Below are 19397 nucleotides of genomic sequence, written 5' to 3'. Positions count from 1 at the left end.
GCCACAAGCGCTCCTCAGAAGTGCGGGCAGATCGGGTTCGTCGCGAGCTGCCGATGGTCGCAGGACCGCCCGGCGCCGACGGCGAGAGGAGGATGATGCGCGACATGCTGAAGATCGCCTGCCGGCGGGGCATATCCGGGCCCCGCTCTGAACGCCGTTCGGGCACCCTCGCCCGCGTGGTCGCCCCGCTGCTGCTGGCCGGCGCGCTCGCCCTTCCCGTTGCGCTGTCCCCCTCACCGGCCGCCGCGCAGCAGATCCTCGTGATGGTGCAAGGCCAGCCGATCACCAATTTCGACGTCTCGCAGCGCATCAAGCTTGACCAGTTGACCGAGCGCCGCTCGCCGAGCCAGAAGCAGGCCCTGGACGAACTGATCGACGAACGGCTGAAGATCTTCACCGCCCAGCGCTACGGCATCACGGCGGATGATGACGAGATCAACAAAATGTTCACGCAGATGGCCTCGCGCGGTGGCCGCACGGCGGACCAGCTGACCCAGGCCCTCGCCCAGTCCGGCATCACCGCCACTGCGATGAAGCAGAAGATGCGCGCGGACTATGTGTGGAACTCCTACGTGCGCGGGCGCTTCTCCTCCGCCACCACGGTGCGCGATTCCGACATTTTCGCCGAGTTGCAGACCAAGGGCGAGGATATCACCCAGGCCCAGCGCACCACCGAATTCACCATTCGCCAGATCGTGCTGGTCGTCTCGCGCACCGCGCCCGATTCTGTCCGTGGCCAGCGTCTTGCCGAGGCGAATGAACTGCGCCGCAAGTTCACCGATTGCGACACCGGCGTCGGCGTTGCGCGCGGCATGCGCGAAGTGGTGGTCCGTGAGCCCGTGGTCCGCACCTCGGCGGATATGAGCGCGCCGGTGCGCAAGGTGATGAGCGACACACCGGTCGGCCAGACCACGCCCCCGGAAGTCACGCGCGCCGGCATCGAGATGGTGGCCATCTGCAATCGGCGCGAAGTGGTGGGCGAGAGCGCGCAGAAGAAGGAAGTTCGCTCGCAACTGCAGGACAAGCAGTTCGATTCGCTGTCCAAACGCCTGCTGGAAGAAGCTCGCCGATCCTCGATGATCCAGTATCGCTGATCGGCTGTCTGCCTGCGCCTATCGCCTCCGACCGCGTGAGACATCGATGCCCCTCCGCACCGCGCCCCCGTCTGCCGCCCTCGCCCTGTCGCTGGGTGAGCCGGCGGGCATCGGCCCGGATATCGTGCTTCTGGCATGGGTGGGCCGCCACGCGCTGGGCCTGCCCGCCTTCTTCGTCACCGGCGATGCGGATGTGCTGCGCCGGCGGGCCACGCGGCTCGGTCTCGCCGTGCCGGTGCAGCCCTGCGCGCCGGAAGAGGCGGTCGGGTGCTTTCGCGAGGCACTGCCTGTCGTCGCAGCCGGCCCTTCCGCCACCGCCGAGCCCGGCCTGCCGGATGCGACCAGCGGACCCGCCGCCCGCGCCGCCATCGACGCCGCCGTGGGCCTCGTGCAGGCCGGGCGGGCGGCGGCAATCGTCACCAACCCCATCGCCAAGTCGGTGCTCTATGCCGACGGTTTCACCTTTCCCGGCCATACCGAATATCTGGCGCATCTGGCGGGCAGCCCGGCGCTGCAGCCGGTGATGATGATCTGGTCTCCCGAACTCGCGGTGATCCCGGCGACGATCCACATTCCGGTGGCCGAGATCGTCCACCGGCTCACCCGCGAGTTGCTCATGGAGACCGGCCGCATCGCCGCGCGCGACCTCACCGAGCGCTTCGGGCTGGCGCGCCCGCGCCTCGCCTTTTGCGGCCTCAATCCCCATGCCGGCGAACAGGGCACGATCGGCCGCGAAGACGAGGAAATCACCCGCCCGGCCGTCGCGGCGTTGCAGCGCGAGGGCATTGATGCGCGCGGGCCGTTCCCGGCCGATACGCTGTTCCACGCCCGGGCACGCGCGGGATATGACGTCGTCATCGGCGCCTATCACGACCAGGTGCTGGCGCCAGTGAAGACGCTCGCCTTCGAACGGGCGGTGAATGTCACGCTCGGCCTGCCCTTCGTGCGCACCTCGCCCGACCACGGCACCGCCTTCGACATCGCCGGCACCGGCCAGGCCGATCCCTCCAGCCTGATCGAGGCTCTGCGCCTCGCCCGGAGGCTGGCCGATGCCGACGCGCGGCGCCAGGCCACGCACAATCCCGCACGCGCGGAGGCCGAGCCCCGGCGCGCCGCCGCCGCGCGCTGCGCATGAGGGCCCGCCGATGAGCGCCGTCGACGAACTTCCGCCGCTGCGCGAGGTCATCCGCACGCACGGCCTCTCGGCCCTCAAGTCGCTGGGCCAGAATTTCCTGCTCGACCTCAACCTCACCTCGAAGATCGCCCGCACGGCCGGCCGGCTCGACGGCGTGACGGTGGTGGAGGTCGGGCCCGGCCCCGGAGGGCTCACCCGCGCGATTCTCGCGCTAGGCCCGGACAAGGTCGTCGCCATCGAGCGCGACGCGCGTTGCATCCAAGCGCTGGGCGAGGTCGCGGCGCATTATCCCGGACGGCTGGAGGTGATCGAGGGCGACGCGCTGGAGGCGGATTACCGCGCGCTGGTGCCGGCGGGCGGCCGCGCCGCGATCATCGCCAACCTGCCGTATAATATTGCGACGCCGCTGCTGATCGGCTGGCTGTCGTCGGACCCGTGGCCGCCCTGGTATGAGAGCCTGACGCTGATGTTCCAGCGCGAGGTGGCGGAGCGCATCGTCGCCGCGCCGGGCACCAATCATTATGGCCGGCTCGCCATCCTCACGGGATGGCGGGCGAGCGCGCGCATCGCTTTCGACGTGCCCGCCTCCGCCTTCGTACCGCCGCCCAAGGTCACATCCTCTGTGGTGCACATCGTGCCGCACGCCGCGCCCCTGCCCTGCGACCTGAAGATGCTGGAGAAGGTGACAGAGGCCGCCTTCGGCCAGCGGCGCAAGATGCTGCGCCAGAGCCTCAAGAGCCTCGGCGTCGACACGCTGGCCTTGCTCGAAGCAACCGGCATCGCCCCGACCGAACGCGCCGAGCAGGTGCCGGTCGAGGGCTTCGTCGCGCTGGCGAACACCTGGGCCGCGATGCGGGCGGGCGCGTCCTGACGGCGCCGACCGATAACGCTCCCTCATCCTGAGGTGCCCGGCTGAAGCCGGGCCTCGAAGGATGCTCGTCCGGGTGTACTCGAACGAGCCCCTCAGTATCTCGCTCGCAATTGCAAATGTGCACGGGAACGATGATTTTCCTCCCTCTCCCCGCATCGAACTCGGCTGTTGCCGGGTTCGATCTCTTGGAAGGTCAAACTCGGCAACAGCCGAGTTTGACGGAGAGGGTTGGGGTTGAGGGGTCTTCGACGCTTCGCAATCGCTGGAGCCCCTCACCGACCCGCTCCGCGTGCCACCTCTGCTCAACTGGGAGAGGGAAGGACGCGCCAGACACGCGGGATGAGGACGCTTATGGGTCGGGCCCCAGATGAGGTCGTTCGATTCGACGAAACGGACGACCGGGCGGTCAATCCGTCAGCGTCGCGAGTTCCTCGTCGAGCCGCGCGATGACGGGAGCCAGCCCGACCTGACGTTCGCGGCGCAGCCGTTCCGCCAGCAATATGTTGCGCAGATTGGCGAAGGTGCTGTTCAGATCCTCGTTGACCAGCACGTAATTGTAATCCTGCCAGTGGGCGATCTCGGTGCGGGCGTTCTTCAGCCGCTTCTCGATCACGCCCGACGCATCCTCGGCCCGCCGCTCCAGCCGCGTCTTCAGCTCCGCGGCGGACGGCGGCAGGATGAACACGCCGACGATATCCTCGCGCATCTTGGCGTAGAGCTGCTCCGCTCCCTGATAGTCGATGTCGAACAGCACGTCGCGACCCGACGCCAGCGCGTTCTCCACCGGCTCGCGCGGCGTGCCGTAGAAATTCCCGTGCACCTCGGCATGCTCCAGCAGGTCGCCGGCATCGCGCATGCGCTCGAAACGATCCCGCGAGTGGAAGTGATAATGCACCCCCTCCACCTCGCTCGGCCGCCGGCCGCGGGTCGTCACCGAGACGGAGAGGTAGATGTCGGGATTCTGCTCCAGCAGCAGGCGCGCCAGCGTCGACTTTCCTGCGCCCGAGGGCGAGGAAAGAATCAGCATAAGGCCCCGGCGGGCGACGTGGGAGTGCTTCATGCGCCTCACTCGATGTTCTGGACCTGCTCGCGGAACTGCTCCACCAGCCCCTTGAGCTCAAGGCCGATGGCGGTCAGCGAGACGTCGTTCGCCTTCGAGCAGAGCGTGTTGGTCTCGCGGTTGAATTCCTGCGCCAGGAAATCGAGCTTGCGCCCGACCGCGCCGCCCTCGCCCAGCATGGCACGCGCGGCCGCGACATGGGCGACGAGACGGTCGAGTTCCTCGCGCACATCGACCTTGGCGGCTATCAGCAGCGCCTCCTGATGCAGCCGGTCGGAATCGAAATTCACGGCTGTCTCGGTCAGCACGCGGATCTGCTCGGCGAGCTTGGCGCGGATCGCCTCGGGCTGGCGGGTGGGATTGGCCTCCGCCCGCGCGGTGAGGGCGGCGATGCCGTCCAGCCGCTCGTTCAGCACGAGGCCGAGCGCCGCCCCCTCCTGGGCGCGCATGGTGACGAGATCGGCCAGCGCGGTCTCGAAGCCGGCGATGATCGCCGCCTCGACGATACGCCGCTGGTCCTCGCTGTCCTCGGCCTCGGTGATCTCGATCACGCCCTTGATGTTGAGGAGGCTCTCCAGATGTACCGGCGGCGCGCCCAGCCCCGCGGCTACCGTGCTGACCGAGGCGGCCACAGCCCGCAGCATGTCCTCGTTGACGCGCACGCTCACGGCCGAATCGGTGCGGGTCATGGAAAGGGTGGCGTTGACATTGCCGCGGGCGAGCGCCCGGCCGGCCACCTGTTTGAGGCCGATTTCCAGCCCCTCCCATCCGCCGGGAAGGCGCAGGCGGATGTCGAGCCCCTTGCCGTTGACCGACTTGAGTTCCCAGGCCCAGTTCCACGCGCCGGCGCTTCCCTGGGTGCGGGCAAAGCCCGTCATGCTGGCAAGCGCCATGCTCTCTCCCCTGCCGCAATGCGCGCGGCGGGCGGAACATAACGAGCGGGCGCCCGCCCCTCAAGCGGAACGGGCGACAAGATGGAAGGTTCGTCCGCTCAGTCGACCGACGGGGTTACCCCGGTCGTCCCCGAGGTGCCCGCGGGCAGGCGCGAGGGGTCGATCTTCTGGTCGCGCTCAACCTGCCGCCAGCGCGCGACGTTCTTGTTGTGCTGGTCCAGCGATTCGGCGAAGGCATGGCCGCCCGTGCCGTCCGCCACGAAATAGAGGTCGCGCGTCTTGGCCGGATTGGCCGTGGCCTCCAGCGAAGCCTTGCCGGGATTGCCGATCGGCCCCGGCGGCAGGGCGGGAATCGTATAGGTGTTGAACGGCGTCGGCGTGGTGATGTCGGTGCGGGTGATCGGGCGGTCGAGCCGCCCCTTGCCGCGCACCAGGCCATAGATGATGGTCGGGTCCGACTGCAGCCGCATCTTCTTGTTCAGGCGGTTGACGAACACGGCCGCCACCTGCGGCCGCTCCTCGGGAACGCCGGTCTCCTTCTCGACGATGGACGCGAGAATGACGAGTTCGTCCGGCGACTTGAGCGGCAGGCTGGGATCGCGCCTGGCCCAGACATCCTTGAGCGTCACATCCTGCGTGCGCGCCATGCGGCGCAGCAGGTCCTCGCGCGTGGTGCCGCGCGTGACCTTGTAGGTGTCCGGCATCAGGCTGCCCTCGCGCGGCACCTGCCGGATGCCGCCGGCCAGTTCGGCCACCGCCAGCAGGCGCTCGACGATCTGGTCGCTGGTCAGCCCTTCGGGAATGGTCACGTTATATTCGATCACCTTGCCGGACACGATCGTGTCCAGCACCTGGCGGATCGATGCGTTCTGGGCGAATTCATACTCGCCCGCCTTCAGCTTCCCGGAGGAACGGGTGCTGACCGCCGCGCCGACGAACACCCATTTATCGGTAATGACGCCGCGCTTCACCAGCAGGTCGGCAATGTCGATCACCCCGGAATCGCCGGGAATGACGATGGCCGTGTCCTGGGCGAGCGGACCGGGCGACTGGAAGCGCTTGAGGCCGAACCACAGCGCGCCGCCGCCCACGATGATGCCGACGACGAGCAGGGTGAAGACCATGCTGCCGGCGACGACAAGGGGATGATTGGCCCAGCGGGACGGCTTGCGCACCCGCTTCGGCTTGCCTTTCCAGACGGGGGGCGGCGGAGGTGGCGCGTGAGCCGACATGGCCTCGCCCGGAGCGGGCGGAGCGTTGGATGGGGCGGGCGACGCGAGCGCGCGCTCCTCAGGTGTCTGATCGGTCATCTGGGTCTCGCCTGGCGTCCGCCGGCAGTGCGACGCACAGGCAGACTATCCGCAAATATGGCGAAAGCGGGAATCGGTACGATAGGGAAACCGCACCTGTTCCCGCGAACGCTCAGTTCGCATAGCGCTTGAAGACCAGCGACGCATTGGTGCCGCCGAAGCCGAAGGAGTTCGACAGCGCATAATCGATGGACCGCTCGCGCGGCGTGTGCGGCACGAGGTCGATCGGCGTCTCGACCGAGGGATTGTCGAGGTTGAGCGTGGCAGGCGCGATCTGGTCGCGGATGGCCAGAAGCGAGAAAATCGCCTCGACCGCCCCGGCCGCGCCGAGCAGATGCCCGATCGCCGACTTGGTCGAGGACATCGACACCGTCGCCGCGGAATTGCCGAGCAGGCGCTCCACCGCGCCCAGCTCGATACCGTCGGCCATGGTCGAGGTGCCGTGCGCGTTGATGTAGTCCACCTCGGAGGGGGTGATGCCCGCCCGCTTCAGCGCCGCCTGCATGCTGCGGAAAGCGCCGTCGCCATCCTCGGAGGGCGCGGTAATGTGGTAGGCGTCGCCCGACAGACCGTAACCGACGATCTCGCCATAGATCCTGGCGCCGCGCGCCAGCGCGTGCTCCAGTTCCTCGACGACGACCACGCCGGCGCCCTCGCCCATCACGAACCCGTCGCGGTCCCTGTCATAGGGGCGCGAGGCCTTCTCGGGCGTGTCGTTATAGCCGGTCGAGAGCGCGCGGCAGGCGGCAAAGCCGGCCAGCGCCAGACGATTGATCGGCGATTCGGTTCCGCCAGCCACCATCACGTCGGCATCGCCGAGCGCAATGAGCCGCGAGGCATCGCCAATGGCGTGAGCGCCCGTCGAGCAGGCCGTGACGACGGCATGATTCGGCCCCTTGAGACCGTGCTCGATCGAGACATAGCCGCCGGCAAGGTTGATCAGGCGGCCGGGAATGAAGAAAGGGGACACGCGGCGCGGGCCCCGCTCCTGCAGCACGAGGCTGGTCTCGGCGATGCCCTGCAGGCCGCCAATGCCCGAACCGATCATGACGCCGGTGGCGCACTGGTCCTCATAGGTCGAGGGATGCCAATCCGCATCATTGAGCGCCTGAGTGGCGGCGGCCATCGCATAGACGATGAACTCGTCGACCTTGCGCTGCTCCTTCGGCTCCATCCACTGGTCGGGATTGAAGGTGCCTTCGGTGCCATCCCCACGCGGGATCTGGCAGGCGATCTTGGCGGGCAGGTCCGACACGTCGAAATTCGCGACGCGGCGTGCACCGCTTGCCCCGGCCAGAAGCCGCTCCCAGGTAACGTCCACGCCGCATCCAAGCGGCGTCACCATGCCGAGGCCGGTAACGACGACGCGCCTCATCCGATATCTCCGGATACACTCAAAACGTAAGCTGCCGCGATGGACCCTGCCATCGCAGCAGCAAAACGCAGCCTCAGGCCGCGTTCTTTTCCAGGAACTTGATCGCGTCGCCGACCGTCAGGATGGTCTCGGCGGCATCGTCCGGAATTTCGCAGTTGAAAGCCTCTTCAAAGGCCATGACCAGCTCGACGGTGTCGAGGCTGTCAGCGCCGAGATCGTCGATGAAGCTGGCACCTTCGGTGACCTTCTCGGGCTCAACGCCCAGGTGCTCGGTCACGATCTTCTTCACGCGCTCGGCAATGTCGCTCATCGGTTCACCCTCGTCCGAATGTTCGGAGGTTGCTACGTTTTTCAATCTGCCTAGCCGCGCGCAAGCGCGGTCTGGCGGCTTAATTTACTGCTCCGAGTACAGGAACTTTCCGGACGTTTCTGCATCACTTGAGCAGCGTCCGTAACCTGCGAGCCGAGCCGGTCGTTAGCATACTTCAATCGGCAAGACCAGCGCCCCGGGGACGCGTGCGGAATCGTCGACTCGCATGTCTTTCCTAGCGGATCAAGAAGATCCTGCCTATCAGATCATGGCCATCCCGCCATTTACATGCAACGTCTGGCCGGTGACATAACCAGCCTCGTCCGAAGCAAGATAGACCGCCGCCGTCGCGATGTCTTCCGGCGTGCCGAGGCGCCCGGCGGGGACGGCGGAGAGAATCGTCGTGCGAATCTTCTCGTTCAGCACGTCGGTCATCGGCGTGGCGATGAAGCCGGGCGCGATGCAGTTCACGGTCACGCCGCGCGCCGCGACTTCCTTGGCCAGCGACTTCGACATGCCGATCATGCCCGCCTTGGCGGCGGCATAATTGCCCTGCCCGGCATTGCCGGTCACGCCGATGATCGAGGTGATGCCGATGATGCGGCCGGTGCGCCGGCGCATCATGGAGCGGGCGGCCGCCCGCGCCAGGCGAAAGCCGGAGGTGAGGTTCACGGCGATCACCGTATCCCACATCTCGTCGGTGATGCGCACGAACAGCCCGTCGCGGGTGATGCCGGCATTGTTCACCAGAATGTCCAGCACGCCCATCGCCTCTTCGGCCTGGGGAACCAGCTGCTCGACCTGCTCCATGTTGGAGAGGTCGGCGGGCAGCACATGGGTGCGCTCGCCCAGCTCGCCGGCGAGGGTTTCCAGCACCTCGCGGCGCGTGCCCGAGAGCGCGACGGTGGCGCCCCGGGCATGCAGCGCCCGGGCGATGGCACCGCCAATTCCGCCGGTGGCGCCAGTGACGAGAGCGGTCTTGCCAGTCAGATCGAACACGGGCTTCTCCTGATTTCCGGTAGCGTCAAGCCTTCGGCGCCGCGGCGAAGGCGGCAACCTCTTCGGGCGTCCCGACATTGATGGAGGCCACCTGCCGGGCGATGCGCTTGGTGAGGCCGGAGAGCACCTTGCCGGTGCCCACCTCGACCAGCCGGGTCACGCCCTCGCCCGCCATGAAGGCGACCGATTCGCGCCAGCGCACCGTGCTCGTGACCTGCTTCACCAGCAGCGCGCGGATCTGCTCGGGATCCGTCACGGGGGCGGCGGTCACGTTGGCGATGAGCTTCACCTTGGGCGCATGGACGGCGACCTTGGCCAGCGCCTCGCGCATCGCATCCGCCGCTGGCGCGATCAGGCTGCAATGGAAGGGTGCCGAAACCGTGAGCAGGATCGCGCGGGAAGCGCCTTCGCGCTTGGCAATCTCGCAGGCACGCTCCACCGCCGCCGCGTGGCCGGAAACGACCACCTGGCCGGGCGCGTTGTCGTTGGCGACATCGCAGACCTCGCCCCCTTCGGCAGCCTCGGCGGCCACGGCGGCCACTTTATCGAAATCGAGGCCGAGGATCGCGGCCATGGCGCCGGTGCCGACCGGCGTCGCCGCCTGCATGGCCGAGCCACGCAGGCGCAGCAGGCGGGCGGTGTCGGCAATCGAAAGACTACCCGCCGCCGCCAGCGCGGAATATTCGCCCAGCGAATGGCCGGCGACAAAAGCCGCGTCGCGCGCCAGATCCAGCCCGGCCTCGCTTTCCAGCACACGCAGCGCCGCCAGCGAGGCGGCCATCAGCGCGGGCTGGGTGTTGGCGGTGAGCGTCAGCGTCTCGATCGGCCCATCCCACATGATGGCCGAGAGCTTTTCCCCCAGCGCCGCGTCGACTTCCTCGAACACGTCGCGGGCGACGGCGAAATTGTCGGCGAGCCCACGGCCCATGCCGACCGCCTGACTGCCCTGACCGGGAAAAACAAAGGCGCTGCTCATGACCTGACGCAATCCGCTCGTTAAGAATTGGCGGCCGGCAGTGACACCGGCCCGCGCCCGGTGTCAAGCAGCATGCGGGCCACATGCTGGCCAAGTGCCCACGGGCGCCCGCGCGGGTGGCCGGTTCGGGGGCGCACCCGCCTTGAATTCGAGACCCGCCCTCAGTCGACCTGTGTGCCAGGATGGAGGATGCGGCGTCGCCGGCTCGACGCCCGCCGGACGCGGGGGATGCGAGAGACCTTGATTTTCCGGCCATTCCCCGTATAAGCGCGCCACTGTCAGTCCCGGCCGGGGGCTGAACGGACGGCTACGCTTTGGCTTTTGCCAGCGGCGTGGCAGGCAATCCATGGATTTCCGCCGTCCCGTGTCCCCGCCTTCGAGATTGTTCGAGCCTTTCCGGGGCTCGAAGGGCTCGGCGCCGGGGAGGCGGTCCGCAATCGTGCGGAAACAATGGAAAGGTACGAGACATGGCTCTTTATGAGCACGTGTTCCTCGCGCGCCAGGATTTGACGGCGCAGCAGGTCGAGGAACTCACCGCCCGGTTCAAGGGCGTCATCGAGGCGAATGGCGGCTCGGTCACCAAGGCCGAGTATTGGGGTGTGAAGACCCTCACCTATCGCATTCGCAAGAATCGCAAGGCGCACTTCTCGCTCCTCAACATCGACGCCCCCGCCCCGGCCGTGGCCGAGCTCGAGCGTCAGCAGCGGATCGACGAGGACGTTCTGCGCGTTCTCACCATCCGCGTCGAGGAGCTCGAGGAAGGCCAGTCGGTCATGCTGCAGAAGCGCGACCGTGACGACCGCGGCGACCGCGGCTTCGGGGATCGCGGCTTCGGCGGCGACCGTGGCTTCGGCGGCGGCGGGCGCAGCTTCGGCGGCGACCGTGGGGATCGCGGCGACCGTGGCGATCGTGGCCCGCGCCGTGATCGTGAAGAGGCTCCGGCCAACGTGGAGACTGAGTGATGGCTTTCGGTGGCACCGGCGGTCCTTCCGCCAATACGACGGGCGCCCGTCGTCCCTTCTTCCGTCGTCGCAAGACCTGCCCGTTCTCCGGCGCCAATGCGCCGAAGATCGACTACAAGGACGTGCGGCTGCTGCAGCGCTACATTTCCGAGCGCGGCAAGATCGTTCCCTCGCGCATCACGGCGGTCTCCGCCAAGAAGCAGCGCGAACTGGCCCAGGCCATCAAGCGCTCGCGCTTCCTCGGCCTGCTGCCCTTCGTGATCCGCTGATCGCGTGACGCTCTCCATCCCGGCCTTGGCCGGGATGGTTCGGCAAGCGCCCCGGCCGCGCGCCGGGAACGCTCTCGAACGACACATATTCCGACAGGCCACGGGACTCCTCCCGAGGTCTTCGCTGGGACGGGCTCGGATCCGTTCCTAACCGCGTGGAGCGGGACAGCTCGTCGATGATACAGCTCTGGATCATAGCCCTTGGCGCCGGTGCGGCGTCCGCCCTGCTGGTTGCATCCGTCGCGACCGGCAGCGCTCTGGCTGTGCCGCTGTTCTATCTTGCCCCGCTGCCCGTGCTCATTGTCGGCCTTGGCTGGTCGCAGCTGGCGGCGCTGATCGCCGCCTCGGCCGCGGCCGTGGCGATCGGCCTGTTTCTCGGCGTCGAGCTGCTGTTTGCCTATATCGCCGGCGTCGGCCTGCCGGCCTATGTGCTCGCCTATCTCGTTCTGATGGCGCGGCAGGAGCGGCCGGACGGACCGCTGGAATGGTTTCCGGTCGGGCGCATCGTCTTGGCCGCCGCCATTCTCGGCTGCCTCGCGGTGGCCGCCCTCATTCCGCTCGTCGCCGGCTCCTTCGCCGACTATCAGGCGGCGCTGCGCTCGCTGTTCGAGGCGATGTTCGCCGAGAACCCGAATGCGGCCAGCGACGACACCCAGCGCCTGATCGATCTGCTGATCACCGTGATGCCGCCGGCGGCGGCGGTCGTCACCATGCTGACGCAGGTCGGCAATCTCTGGCTGGCCGCGCATGTGGCCCGCGTGTCCGGCCGGCTCGTGCGTCCCTGGCCGGATCTGGCGGCCATCACCGTGCCGCGCGGCGCCGTCGCCCTCGTCGCGGGCGCCATCCTTGGCGGAATGCTCGCGGATGGCTTCATCGGCCTGATCTGCGAGTTGCTGGGCGCCACCCTGCTGATGGCCTTCGCCTTTATCGGCCTCGCCGTCATCCATTGGGTCACGCGCGGCGCGGCGGGGCGGACGCTGGTCATCGCCACGGTGTGGATAGCCGCCCTGACGCTCGGCTGGCCGTTCGCGGTGCTGGCGGTGCTCGGCATTGTCGAGACGCTGTTCGGCATCCGCGCCCGCTTCCCGCGCCGCAACCGGCCTCCCGCCGCCAATGACGGCTGATATTTTTTCGAATCGAACGAACCCAATCAACGAACGAATGGAGAAGTGAAAATGGAAGTCATTCTGCTTCAGCGCGTGGCCAAGCTCGGCCAGATCGGTGAAATCGTCCGCGTCAAGGACGGGTTCGCCCGCAACTTCCTGCTGCCCTCCGGCAAGGCGCTGCGCGCCACCAAGGACAACAAGACGCGCTTCGACTCGATGAAGTCGCAGCTTGAGGCCCGCAACCTCGAGCTGAAGGCCGAGGCCACCAAGGTCGGCGAGAAGCTCGCCGGTACCGAAGTGGTGCTGGTGCGTCAGGCCGGCGAAACCGGCCAGCTCTACGGCTCGGTGTCCACCCGCGATATCGCCGAAGCGCTGACCGCGGCCGGCTTCACCGTCTCGCGCAGCCAGGTCGTGCTCAATCAGCCGATCAAGACGATCGGCCTGCATGACGTTCCGGTGTCGCTGCATCCCGAGGTTGAGGTGATCGTTCACGCCAACGTGGCCCGCAGCGCCGACGAGGCCGTGCGCCAGTCGCGTGGCGAGGACCTCTCCGTGCGGCGTGACGAAGAAGACGAGGAAGCCTTCGAAGACGTCGCGGACGAGACCGAAGCTTCCGACGAGACCGAGGAAGCCTGATAGCCTGACGCAGCGGCATATCTGCTGTGAAAAAGCCCGGTCGGCAACGACCGGGCTTTTTTGCGTGCGATTTCACTGGAAGGAATATTGCGACACCGCCAATGTTGTGATGCAATGATTTGCAACAACTCATACATGCCCAGGCATTGGGCAGGCACCTTCCATCCGGTGGGAGGTTCCGGCACTATGGGATTGGCCGATGGAATGGTTGCTCGCAAAGGTCATTGCGCGGGTTGTCACCCGCGGTTCGCTCACCATCACCTTCACTTCAGGACGACGCGTCACCTTCGGTGACGGCACGGGAATGCCACTGGCGTTCCGCTTCACCTCCCCGGCGTGGCAACGCCACATCGTGCTCGATCCCGAGCTGAAATTCGGCGAGGCCTATATGGATGGGGGCCTCGTCATCGAGCGGGGCGACATAGCCGAGATACTGGCCTTGATGATGGCGCAGGTCGGCCTCCAGGTGCCCAGCGCCAGCGCCAAGCTCATGATGAAGCTGCGCTTCCTGTTTCGGCGCCTCGCCCAGTTCAACCCGCCCGGCAAGGCCAAGGACAACATCGCCCACCACTACGATCTGGACGGGCGGCTCTACTCGCTGTTCCTCGATGCCGACCGGCAATATTCCTGCGCCTATTTCGAGCATCCCGGCCAGTCGCTCGACGACGCGCAACTCGCCAAGAAGCGGCACATCGCTGCCAAGCTGCAGTTCAACCGGGCCGACCTGACCGCGCTGGACATTGGCTGCGGCTGGGGCGGCATGGGCCTCTATCTCGCCGAGAATGCCGGCGCGCGCGTCACCGGCGTCACTCTGTCGGAGGAGCAGCTCGGCGTCGCCCGGGCGCGGGCGCAGGAAAAGGGTCTCGCCGAGCGCGCCGATTTCCGCCTGCAGGATTATCGCGACGCGCCAGGGCCGTTCGACCGCATCGTCTCGGTCGGCATGTTCGAACATGTCGGCATCGGCCATTACGACGAGTATTTCACCAAGGTGGCGCAGCTGCTGGCAGATGACGGCGTGGCGCTGATCCACTCCATCGGACGCTCGGAAGGGCCGGGCATCACCAATCCGTGGATCGCCAAGTATATCTTCCCCGGCGGCTATATTCCCGCGCTGTCGGAGGTGCTGCCGGCCATCGAGCGGGCGGGCCTGTTCGTCACCGATATCGAGATCCTGCGCCTGCACTATGCCGAGACGCTCCGGGCGTGGCGCGAGCGCTTCCTCGCCCATCGCGAGGAGGTGGAGCGGCTCTATGATGCGCGCTTCGTGCGGATGTTCGAATTCTACCTCGCCGCGTCGGAAATGGCGTTCCGCCATCAGGGAATGATGGTCTTCCAGGTGCAGCTCGCCAAGCGCGAGGGCGTGGTGCCGCTGACCCGCACCTATATTCCACAGGCCGAGGCGGCGCTGATGCGCATGGAGAAGAACAACCGGCCGGGGCTGCGACTCGCCGGCGAGTGAAGGCTTGCGCGGCAAGGCCTCGGGCGAGCCGGAACGCGTCAAGCACGATTGTGCTTTCCACAGGTCCTCCACAGGACAAAATACCGGGTGCGCGAATCGCCCGGACTCGGCTGACGACGTGGCGTTAGCTGTTTCCCCATACACGCGCACCCGGGACCGCCATGCTCGATTCTCCCCTCCGCACTGTGGCGGAGTCCGAAACGACGTACCGCACCGCCCCTCACAACATCGAGGCGGAACAGGCGCTGCTGGGCGCGATCCTGGTCAATAACGAGGCGTTCTACCGGGTTTCCGACTTCCTCGAGCCGCGTCACTTCTTCGAGCCGATCCACGTCGCCATCTATGAGACGACGGCAGCGCTGATCCGCGCCGGCAAGGTGGCCACCCCGATCACGCTGAAGACGTTCCTGCCGACCGAGTTCGATGTCGCCGGGCTGACGCCGGCGCAATATCTCGCGCGCCTTGCGGCCGAAGCCACCACGATCATCAATGCCGAGGATTACGGGCGCACCATCTACGACCTGTCGGTGCGCCGCGACCTGATCCAGATCGGCGAGGAGATCGTCAACGAGGCCTATGAGGCGGCGATCGACGCCACCCCGCAGAACCAGATCGAGGAGGCCGAGAAGCGGCTCTACGAACTGGCCGAGACCGGCCGCTATGATGGCGGCTTCATGCGCTTCAACGATGCGCTGAAGGAAGCGGTCGACATGGCCAGCCGCGCTTTCCAGCGCGATGGCCACCTGTCGGGCACCGCCTCCGGCCTCGACGATCTCGACCAGATGATGGGCGGACTGCAGCCGTCGGACCTCATCATCCTGGCCGGCCGGCCGGCGATGGGAAAGACCTCGCTCGCCACCAACATCGCCTTCAACGTCGCCGCCGCGTACCGGTCGGAGACGCTGCCCGATGGCTCGATCCGCGCGGTGGACGGCGGGGTGGTCGGCTTCTTCTCGCTGGAAATGTCGGCCGAGCAGCTGGCCACGCGTATTCTCGCCGAACAGGCCGAGATCGCCTCCTACAAGATCCGCCGCGGCGACATTTCCGAGCACGAGTTCGACAAGCTGGCCAGCTGCGCCCAGATGATGCAGACCATCCCGCTCTATATCGACGACACCGGCGGCATCTCCATCGCCCAGTTGCGCGCCCGCGCCCGCCGGCTGAAGCGCCAGCGCGGCCTCGACTTCATGGTGGTGGACTATCTGCAACTGCTGACCGGCTCGTCCAAAAGCTCCTCGCAGGGCCGCGTGCAGGAAATCACCGAGATCACTACCGGCCTCAAGGCGCTGGCCAAGGAGCTGGGCGTGCCGATCATGGCGCTCTCCCAGCTCTCGCGTCAGGTGGAGTCGCGCGATGACAAGCGTCCGCAATTGTCCGATCTTCGCGAATCCGGCTCGATCGAGCAGGATGCCGACGTGGTGATGTTCGTGTTTCGTGAGGAATATTACCTCAAGAGCAAGGAACCGAAGGAAGGCACCGAGGAATGGTTCAAGTGGGACCAGGACATGAAGGCGGCCCAGGGCCTCGCCGAGGTGATCATCGGCAAGCAGCGCCACGGCCCCACCGGCACGGTGAAAGTCGCCTTCGAGGCCCAGTACACGCGCTTCTCCACGCTGGCCTCGGGCGACCGGCTGCCCGAGCATTGAGCCGGCCATGGTGAAGGGCGCTCCTGTCGTGAAAGACGCCTCGGTTCCGCTGGAGGAAGCCGGCGGCCTCCTCACCATCGACCTCGCGGCCCTGCGCGCCAACTACCAGGAGGTCGCCCGCCGCGTCGGCCCGGCCGAGACGGCCGGCGTGGTGAAGGGCGACGGCTACGGCCTCGGGCTCGCCCCCGTCGCGTCAGCCCTGTGGGACGCCGGCGCGCGTAGTTTCTTCGTCGCGCTGCCGGGCGAGGCCCGCACCCTGCGCGAGACCCTGCCGGACGCGACGATCCATGTGCTGAACGGCCTGTTCGAGGGATCCCCGCCCCTCTATCGCGCGCTGCGGCTCCATCCGGTGCTGGGTAGCGAGGCTGAAATCGCCCGCTGGAACGGATTCTGCGCGGAAATCGGCCAGCCCCTGCCCGCCGCCGTGCATGTCGACACCGGGATGAACCGGCTCGGCCTTTCCGCCACCGAGGCGGTGAGCCTCGCGGAGATGCGCCATGAACTGCATTTTCCCATCGCGCTGGTCATGAGCCACCTCGCCAGCGCCGACGAGCCAGGCCATCCGCTCGCCGCGCGGCAGCTGGAGGATTTTCGCGCCATTGCCGGCCTGTTTCCGGACGTGAAGGCCTCGCTGGCCAATTCCGCCGGCGTCATGAGCGGCCCGGCCTATCATTTCGATCTCGTGCGGCCGGGCATTGCCGTCTATGGCGGGCGTCCGCGCGCGGATATCGCCCCGCTGCGCCCGGTGGTGCGGCTCGAACTGCGCATCGTGCAGATCCGCCATGTCCATGCCGGGGAGACGGTGGGCTATGGCGGCGCGCATACGGTGCTGCGTGCGAGCCGGGTGGCCATCCTGTCCGCCGGCTATGCCGACGGCATTCCCCGCCGCGCCGGCGCCTCGGACCTGCGCCCCGGCGCGGAAGCGGTGATCGCGGGGCACCGCTGCCCGCTGATCGGACGCATCTCGATGGACCTGCTGGCGGTTGACGTGACGGATGTGCCGGACGATGCCGTCGCGGCCGGCGATTGGGCCGTGCTGCTCGGTGACGGGCTCGGGCTGGACGACCTTGCCCGCCATTCGCAGACCATCGATTACGAGATATTGACCTCGCTCGGCCGCCGCTACCGTCGCCTCTGGGCGTGAGCGAATGCGGCTGGCGTCTCGCAGGCGACTGGCCCCGCGCCGGAGGCCGATATTGCGCTGCGGAAGAAACCGGTAGGACCTGATCTATCGCAGCTTCTGAACGTAATGCACGCGCATGGCGGTATCGCTGGAGCGGGAGCGACGCAGCTTGGAGCGTAACGCGGCAGCGACCTCGGCACCATTTTCCAGCCAGAGGGGAGCGACGACAGCCCTGCCCCCCTCGAAATCCACTTCAAGCCGCAACACTTCTCCGGCACGCTCGCCACTAGCCTTGCGCGCACTCAGGCTCTGCACGTTTTCCCAGGGAACAATGCGGCCAGACCAAAGATAAAGACCCTGACTATCGATTTTCTTCACGAATGATCGACGCCAGAGCCACAGCAACAGACTTCCTATTCCAAGCGTTGCTGGAATAAGAATGAGAAACGTAATTCGAAATCGACTGTTCAGGTGGGCAACAACCGGAACCATGGCCAGCACCTTCAATATCCGCGTACCGTTAGATAAGCGTCATAATTCAAAATTGGTAGGATTTTTTTTGAGAGGCATAAATGATGCCAACTTGACTTGGCGCCATGCGGATGGATTGCACACCGGGGTGATCACGCACCCCCATCACGCATCAAGAAGTGTCTTCCAGGGATAAACGACATGGCCAAACGCACTGCCTCCTTCATCTGCCAGGCCTGCGGGGCGGTGCATTCGCGCTGGCAGGGCCGCTGCGATTCCTGCGGCGGCTGGAACACCATTGTCGAGGAGGCGGCGGGCGACGCTGTTCCCGCAACGCAGCGTGGCGGGCGCAAGGGGCGACTGATCGCGCTGGAGAGCCTCGCCGGCACCTCGCAGGACGCGCCCCGCACCCGCGTCGGCATCGCCGAATTCGATCGCGTGGCCGGCGGCGGGCTGGTGCCGGGCTCGGTTCTGCTGATCGGCGGCGATCCCGGCATCGGCAAGTCGACCCTGCTGATCCAGGCCTCGGCCGCTCTCGCCGTGGCGGGCCATCGCGTCATCTATGTCTCGGGCGAAGAAGCGGTGGCGCAGGTGCGCCTGCGCGCGGAGCGGCTGGGCCTGTCGGGTGCGGCGGTCGAACTCGCCGCCGAGACCAATGTCGAGGACATCGTCGCCACCCTCGCGGAAGGGCGGCGGCCCGCCCTCGTGGTGATCGATTCGATCCAGACCATGTGGAGCGACACGGTGGAATCGGCCCCCGGCACGGTGACGCAGGTGCGCTCCTCCGCGCAGATCCTGATCCGCTACGCCAAGCGCGCCGGCGCCGCGGTCATCCTGGTCGGCCATGTCACCAAGGACGGCCAGATCGCCGGCCCGCGCGTGGTCGAGCACATGGTGGACGCGGTCCTGTCCTTCGAGGGCGACGGCGCGCATCATTTCCGCATCCTGCGGGCGCAGAAGAACCGCTTCGGGCCGACCGACGAGATCGGCGTGTTCGAGATGACCAGCCTCGGCCTCGGCGAGGTGGCGAACCCCTCCGCGCTGTTCCTCTCCAATCGCGATGTCGGCGCGCCGGGTACCGCGGTCTATGCCGGCATGGAGGGCACGCGCCCCGTTCTGGTGGAAATCCAGGCGCTGGTGGTGCCGACCAGCCTTGGCACGCCGCGCCGCGCCGTGGTGGGCTGGGATCCCTCGCGCCTGTCCATGGTGCTGGCCGTTCTGGAGGCGCGCTGCGGCATCAAGCTGGGCGCGCATGACGTTCATCTCAACGTCGCCGGCGGTTTCCGCATTTCCGAGCCGGCGGCCGACCTCGCGGTCGCCGCCGCGCTCATCTCCTCGCTGTCGGGGGCGGTGCTGCCGCCCGACAGCGTCTATTTCGGCGAGGTCAGCCTCACCGGCGCGGTGCGGCCAGTGCCGCATGCGCCGGCGCGGCTGAAGGAGGCGGCCAAGCTCGGCTTCAACCGCGCCGTCGCGCCCGCCAGCAAGAATGCGACGAGCAAGAATCCGATGAGCACCAATGCGACGAGCACGAATGCGGGAGCCAAGGGTGGCGCCGGCGACGCGGCGGAGCACCCGCTCGCGGTCGAATCCGTCACCTCGCTAGGGGATATCGTGGCCGGCATCGCCTCCAAGGCGCCCCGGCGGGGGGCCCGCGAGCGGCAGGAGGGCTAGTTGCCCCCGGCGAGTTGCGCGCGGGTCGGTC

Annotated in this window: 19 protein-coding genes; 11 read left to right on the top strand and 8 right to left on the bottom strand. The window is 67.2% G+C overall.

Annotation, left to right across the window (positions count from 1 at the left end):
- The first annotated feature begins 53 nt into the window (after positions 1 to 53).
- The 3 genes from QOZ99_RS05195 to rsmA are packed head-to-tail and all read left to right on the top strand — an operon-like array spanning position 54 to position 3100.
- Positions 54 to 1094, top strand: coding sequence for a SurA N-terminal domain-containing protein (locus QOZ99_RS05195; protein ID WP_306888900.1), 1041 nt, complete (start codon positions 54 to 56; stop codon positions 1092 to 1094).
- Positions 1095 to 1140: 46 nt separating this feature from the next.
- Positions 1141 to 2229, top strand: coding sequence for a 4-hydroxythreonine-4-phosphate dehydrogenase PdxA (gene pdxA / locus QOZ99_RS05190; RefSeq protein WP_306888899.1), 1089 nt, complete (start codon positions 1141 to 1143; stop codon positions 2227 to 2229).
- A gap of 10 nt (positions 2230 to 2239) precedes the next feature.
- The gene (rsmA, locus tag QOZ99_RS05185) at positions 2240 to 3100 is read left to right on the top strand and encodes a 16S rRNA (adenine(1518)-N(6)/adenine(1519)-N(6))-dimethyltransferase RsmA (protein WP_306888897.1); all 861 of its coding nucleotides are present in this window, start codon (positions 2240 to 2242) and stop codon (positions 3098 to 3100) included.
- Between the two features lie 406 nt (positions 3101 to 3506).
- On the opposite strand, the gene gmk is transcribed toward rsmA, so the two are convergent.
- The 7 genes from gmk to fabD form a co-directional block, all read right to left on the bottom strand.
- Positions 3507 to 4160 (bottom strand): guanylate kinase, encoded by a 654-nt coding sequence (gene gmk / locus QOZ99_RS05180; protein WP_306888895.1) that lies wholly within the window; start codon positions 4158 to 4160, stop codon positions 3507 to 3509.
- 5 nt (positions 4161 to 4165) lie between these two features.
- Positions 4166 to 5053, bottom strand: a complete 888-nt coding sequence (locus tag QOZ99_RS05175) for a YicC/YloC family endoribonuclease (RefSeq protein ID WP_306888894.1) — start codon at positions 5051 to 5053, stop codon at positions 4166 to 4168.
- A gap of 98 nt (positions 5054 to 5151) precedes the next feature.
- Positions 5152 to 6363 carry an endolytic transglycosylase MltG gene (gene mltG, locus QOZ99_RS05170; RefSeq protein ID WP_306888893.1) on the bottom strand — a complete coding sequence of 404 codons (1212 nt, stop codon included), beginning with the start codon at positions 6361 to 6363 and terminating at the stop codon, positions 5152 to 5154.
- Between the two features lie 112 nt (positions 6364 to 6475).
- A complete protein-coding gene (gene fabF, locus QOZ99_RS05165) occupies positions 6476 to 7738 on the bottom strand; it encodes a beta-ketoacyl-ACP synthase II (RefSeq protein ID WP_306888892.1) in 1263 nt (420 codons plus the stop codon).
- Positions 7739 to 7811: 73 nt separating this feature from the next.
- Positions 7812 to 8048 carry an acyl carrier protein gene (locus QOZ99_RS05160; protein ID WP_183188387.1) on the bottom strand — a complete coding sequence of 79 codons (237 nt, stop codon included), beginning with the start codon at positions 8046 to 8048 and terminating at the stop codon, positions 7812 to 7814.
- A 261-nt stretch (positions 8049 to 8309) separates the two neighbouring features.
- Complete coding sequence (fabG, locus tag QOZ99_RS05155) at positions 8310 to 9047, bottom strand: 3-oxoacyl-[acyl-carrier-protein] reductase (protein ID WP_306888889.1); 738 nt, start codon at positions 9045 to 9047, stop codon at positions 8310 to 8312.
- A gap of 25 nt (positions 9048 to 9072) precedes the next feature.
- Positions 9073 to 10023, bottom strand: a complete 951-nt coding sequence (fabD, locus tag QOZ99_RS05150; RefSeq protein ID WP_306888888.1) for an ACP S-malonyltransferase — start codon at positions 10021 to 10023, stop codon at positions 9073 to 9075.
- A 467-nt stretch (positions 10024 to 10490) separates the two neighbouring features.
- Here fabD and rpsF point away from each other — a divergent pair, with 467 nt between their 5' ends.
- The 7 genes from rpsF (at position 10491) to alr (ending at position 17245) form a co-directional block, all read left to right on the top strand.
- The gene (gene rpsF / locus QOZ99_RS05145; RefSeq protein WP_183188384.1) at positions 10491 to 10985 is read left to right on the top strand and encodes a 30S ribosomal protein S6; all 495 of its coding nucleotides are present in this window, start codon (positions 10491 to 10493) and stop codon (positions 10983 to 10985) included.
- The gene (rpsR, locus tag QOZ99_RS05140) at positions 10985 to 11254 is read left to right on the top strand and encodes a 30S ribosomal protein S18 (RefSeq protein WP_183188383.1); all 270 of its coding nucleotides are present in this window, start codon (positions 10985 to 10987) and stop codon (positions 11252 to 11254) included. Before rpsF ends, rpsR begins: the two co-directional genes overlap by 1 nt.
- Positions 11255 to 11430: 176 nt before the next feature.
- Entirely contained in the window at positions 11431 to 12378 is a 948-nt protein-coding gene (locus QOZ99_RS05135) for a DUF2232 domain-containing protein (RefSeq protein WP_306888886.1), read from the top strand.
- Positions 12379 to 12429: 51 nt separating this feature from the next.
- Positions 12430 to 12996 carry a 50S ribosomal protein L9 gene (gene rplI, locus QOZ99_RS05130; protein WP_306888884.1) on the top strand — a complete coding sequence of 189 codons (567 nt, stop codon included), beginning with the start codon at positions 12430 to 12432 and terminating at the stop codon, positions 12994 to 12996.
- A 199-nt stretch (positions 12997 to 13195) separates the two neighbouring features.
- Positions 13196 to 14455: a cyclopropane fatty acid synthase gene (locus QOZ99_RS05125; protein ID WP_306888883.1), complete on the top strand. Its 1260-nt coding sequence runs from the start codon at positions 13196 to 13198 to the stop codon at positions 14453 to 14455.
- 161 nt (positions 14456 to 14616) lie between these two features.
- On the top strand, positions 14617 to 16101 hold the full coding sequence (locus QOZ99_RS05120; RefSeq protein ID WP_306888882.1) for a replicative DNA helicase: 1485 nt from the start codon (positions 14617 to 14619) through the stop codon (positions 16099 to 16101).
- A gap of 7 nt (positions 16102 to 16108) precedes the next feature.
- Complete coding sequence (gene alr / locus QOZ99_RS05115) at positions 16109 to 17245, top strand: alanine racemase (RefSeq protein ID WP_306888881.1); 1137 nt, start codon at positions 16109 to 16111, stop codon at positions 17243 to 17245.
- Between the two features lie 84 nt (positions 17246 to 17329).
- Here the strand turns inward: alr and QOZ99_RS05110 are convergent, their stop codons facing one another.
- A complete protein-coding gene (locus QOZ99_RS05110) occupies positions 17330 to 17725 on the bottom strand; it encodes a hypothetical protein (RefSeq protein WP_306888879.1) in 396 nt (131 codons plus the stop codon).
- A 171-nt stretch (positions 17726 to 17896) separates the two neighbouring features.
- Between QOZ99_RS05110 and radA the strand changes: the two genes are divergently transcribed.
- Positions 17897 to 19366: a DNA repair protein RadA gene (radA, locus tag QOZ99_RS05105; RefSeq protein ID WP_306888877.1), complete on the top strand. Its 1470-nt coding sequence runs from the start codon at positions 17897 to 17899 to the stop codon at positions 19364 to 19366.
- Positions 19367 to 19397: the final 31 nt, after the last annotated feature.

Origin of the sequence: Ancylobacter amanitiformis, assembly GCF_030814815.1 — a bacterium.
Lineage (GTDB): Bacteria > Pseudomonadota > Alphaproteobacteria > Rhizobiales > Xanthobacteraceae > Ancylobacter > Ancylobacter amanitiformis.
Note: the sequence above shows the minus strand (reverse complement) of the source record. Positions and strands in the feature narration are given on the sequence as shown.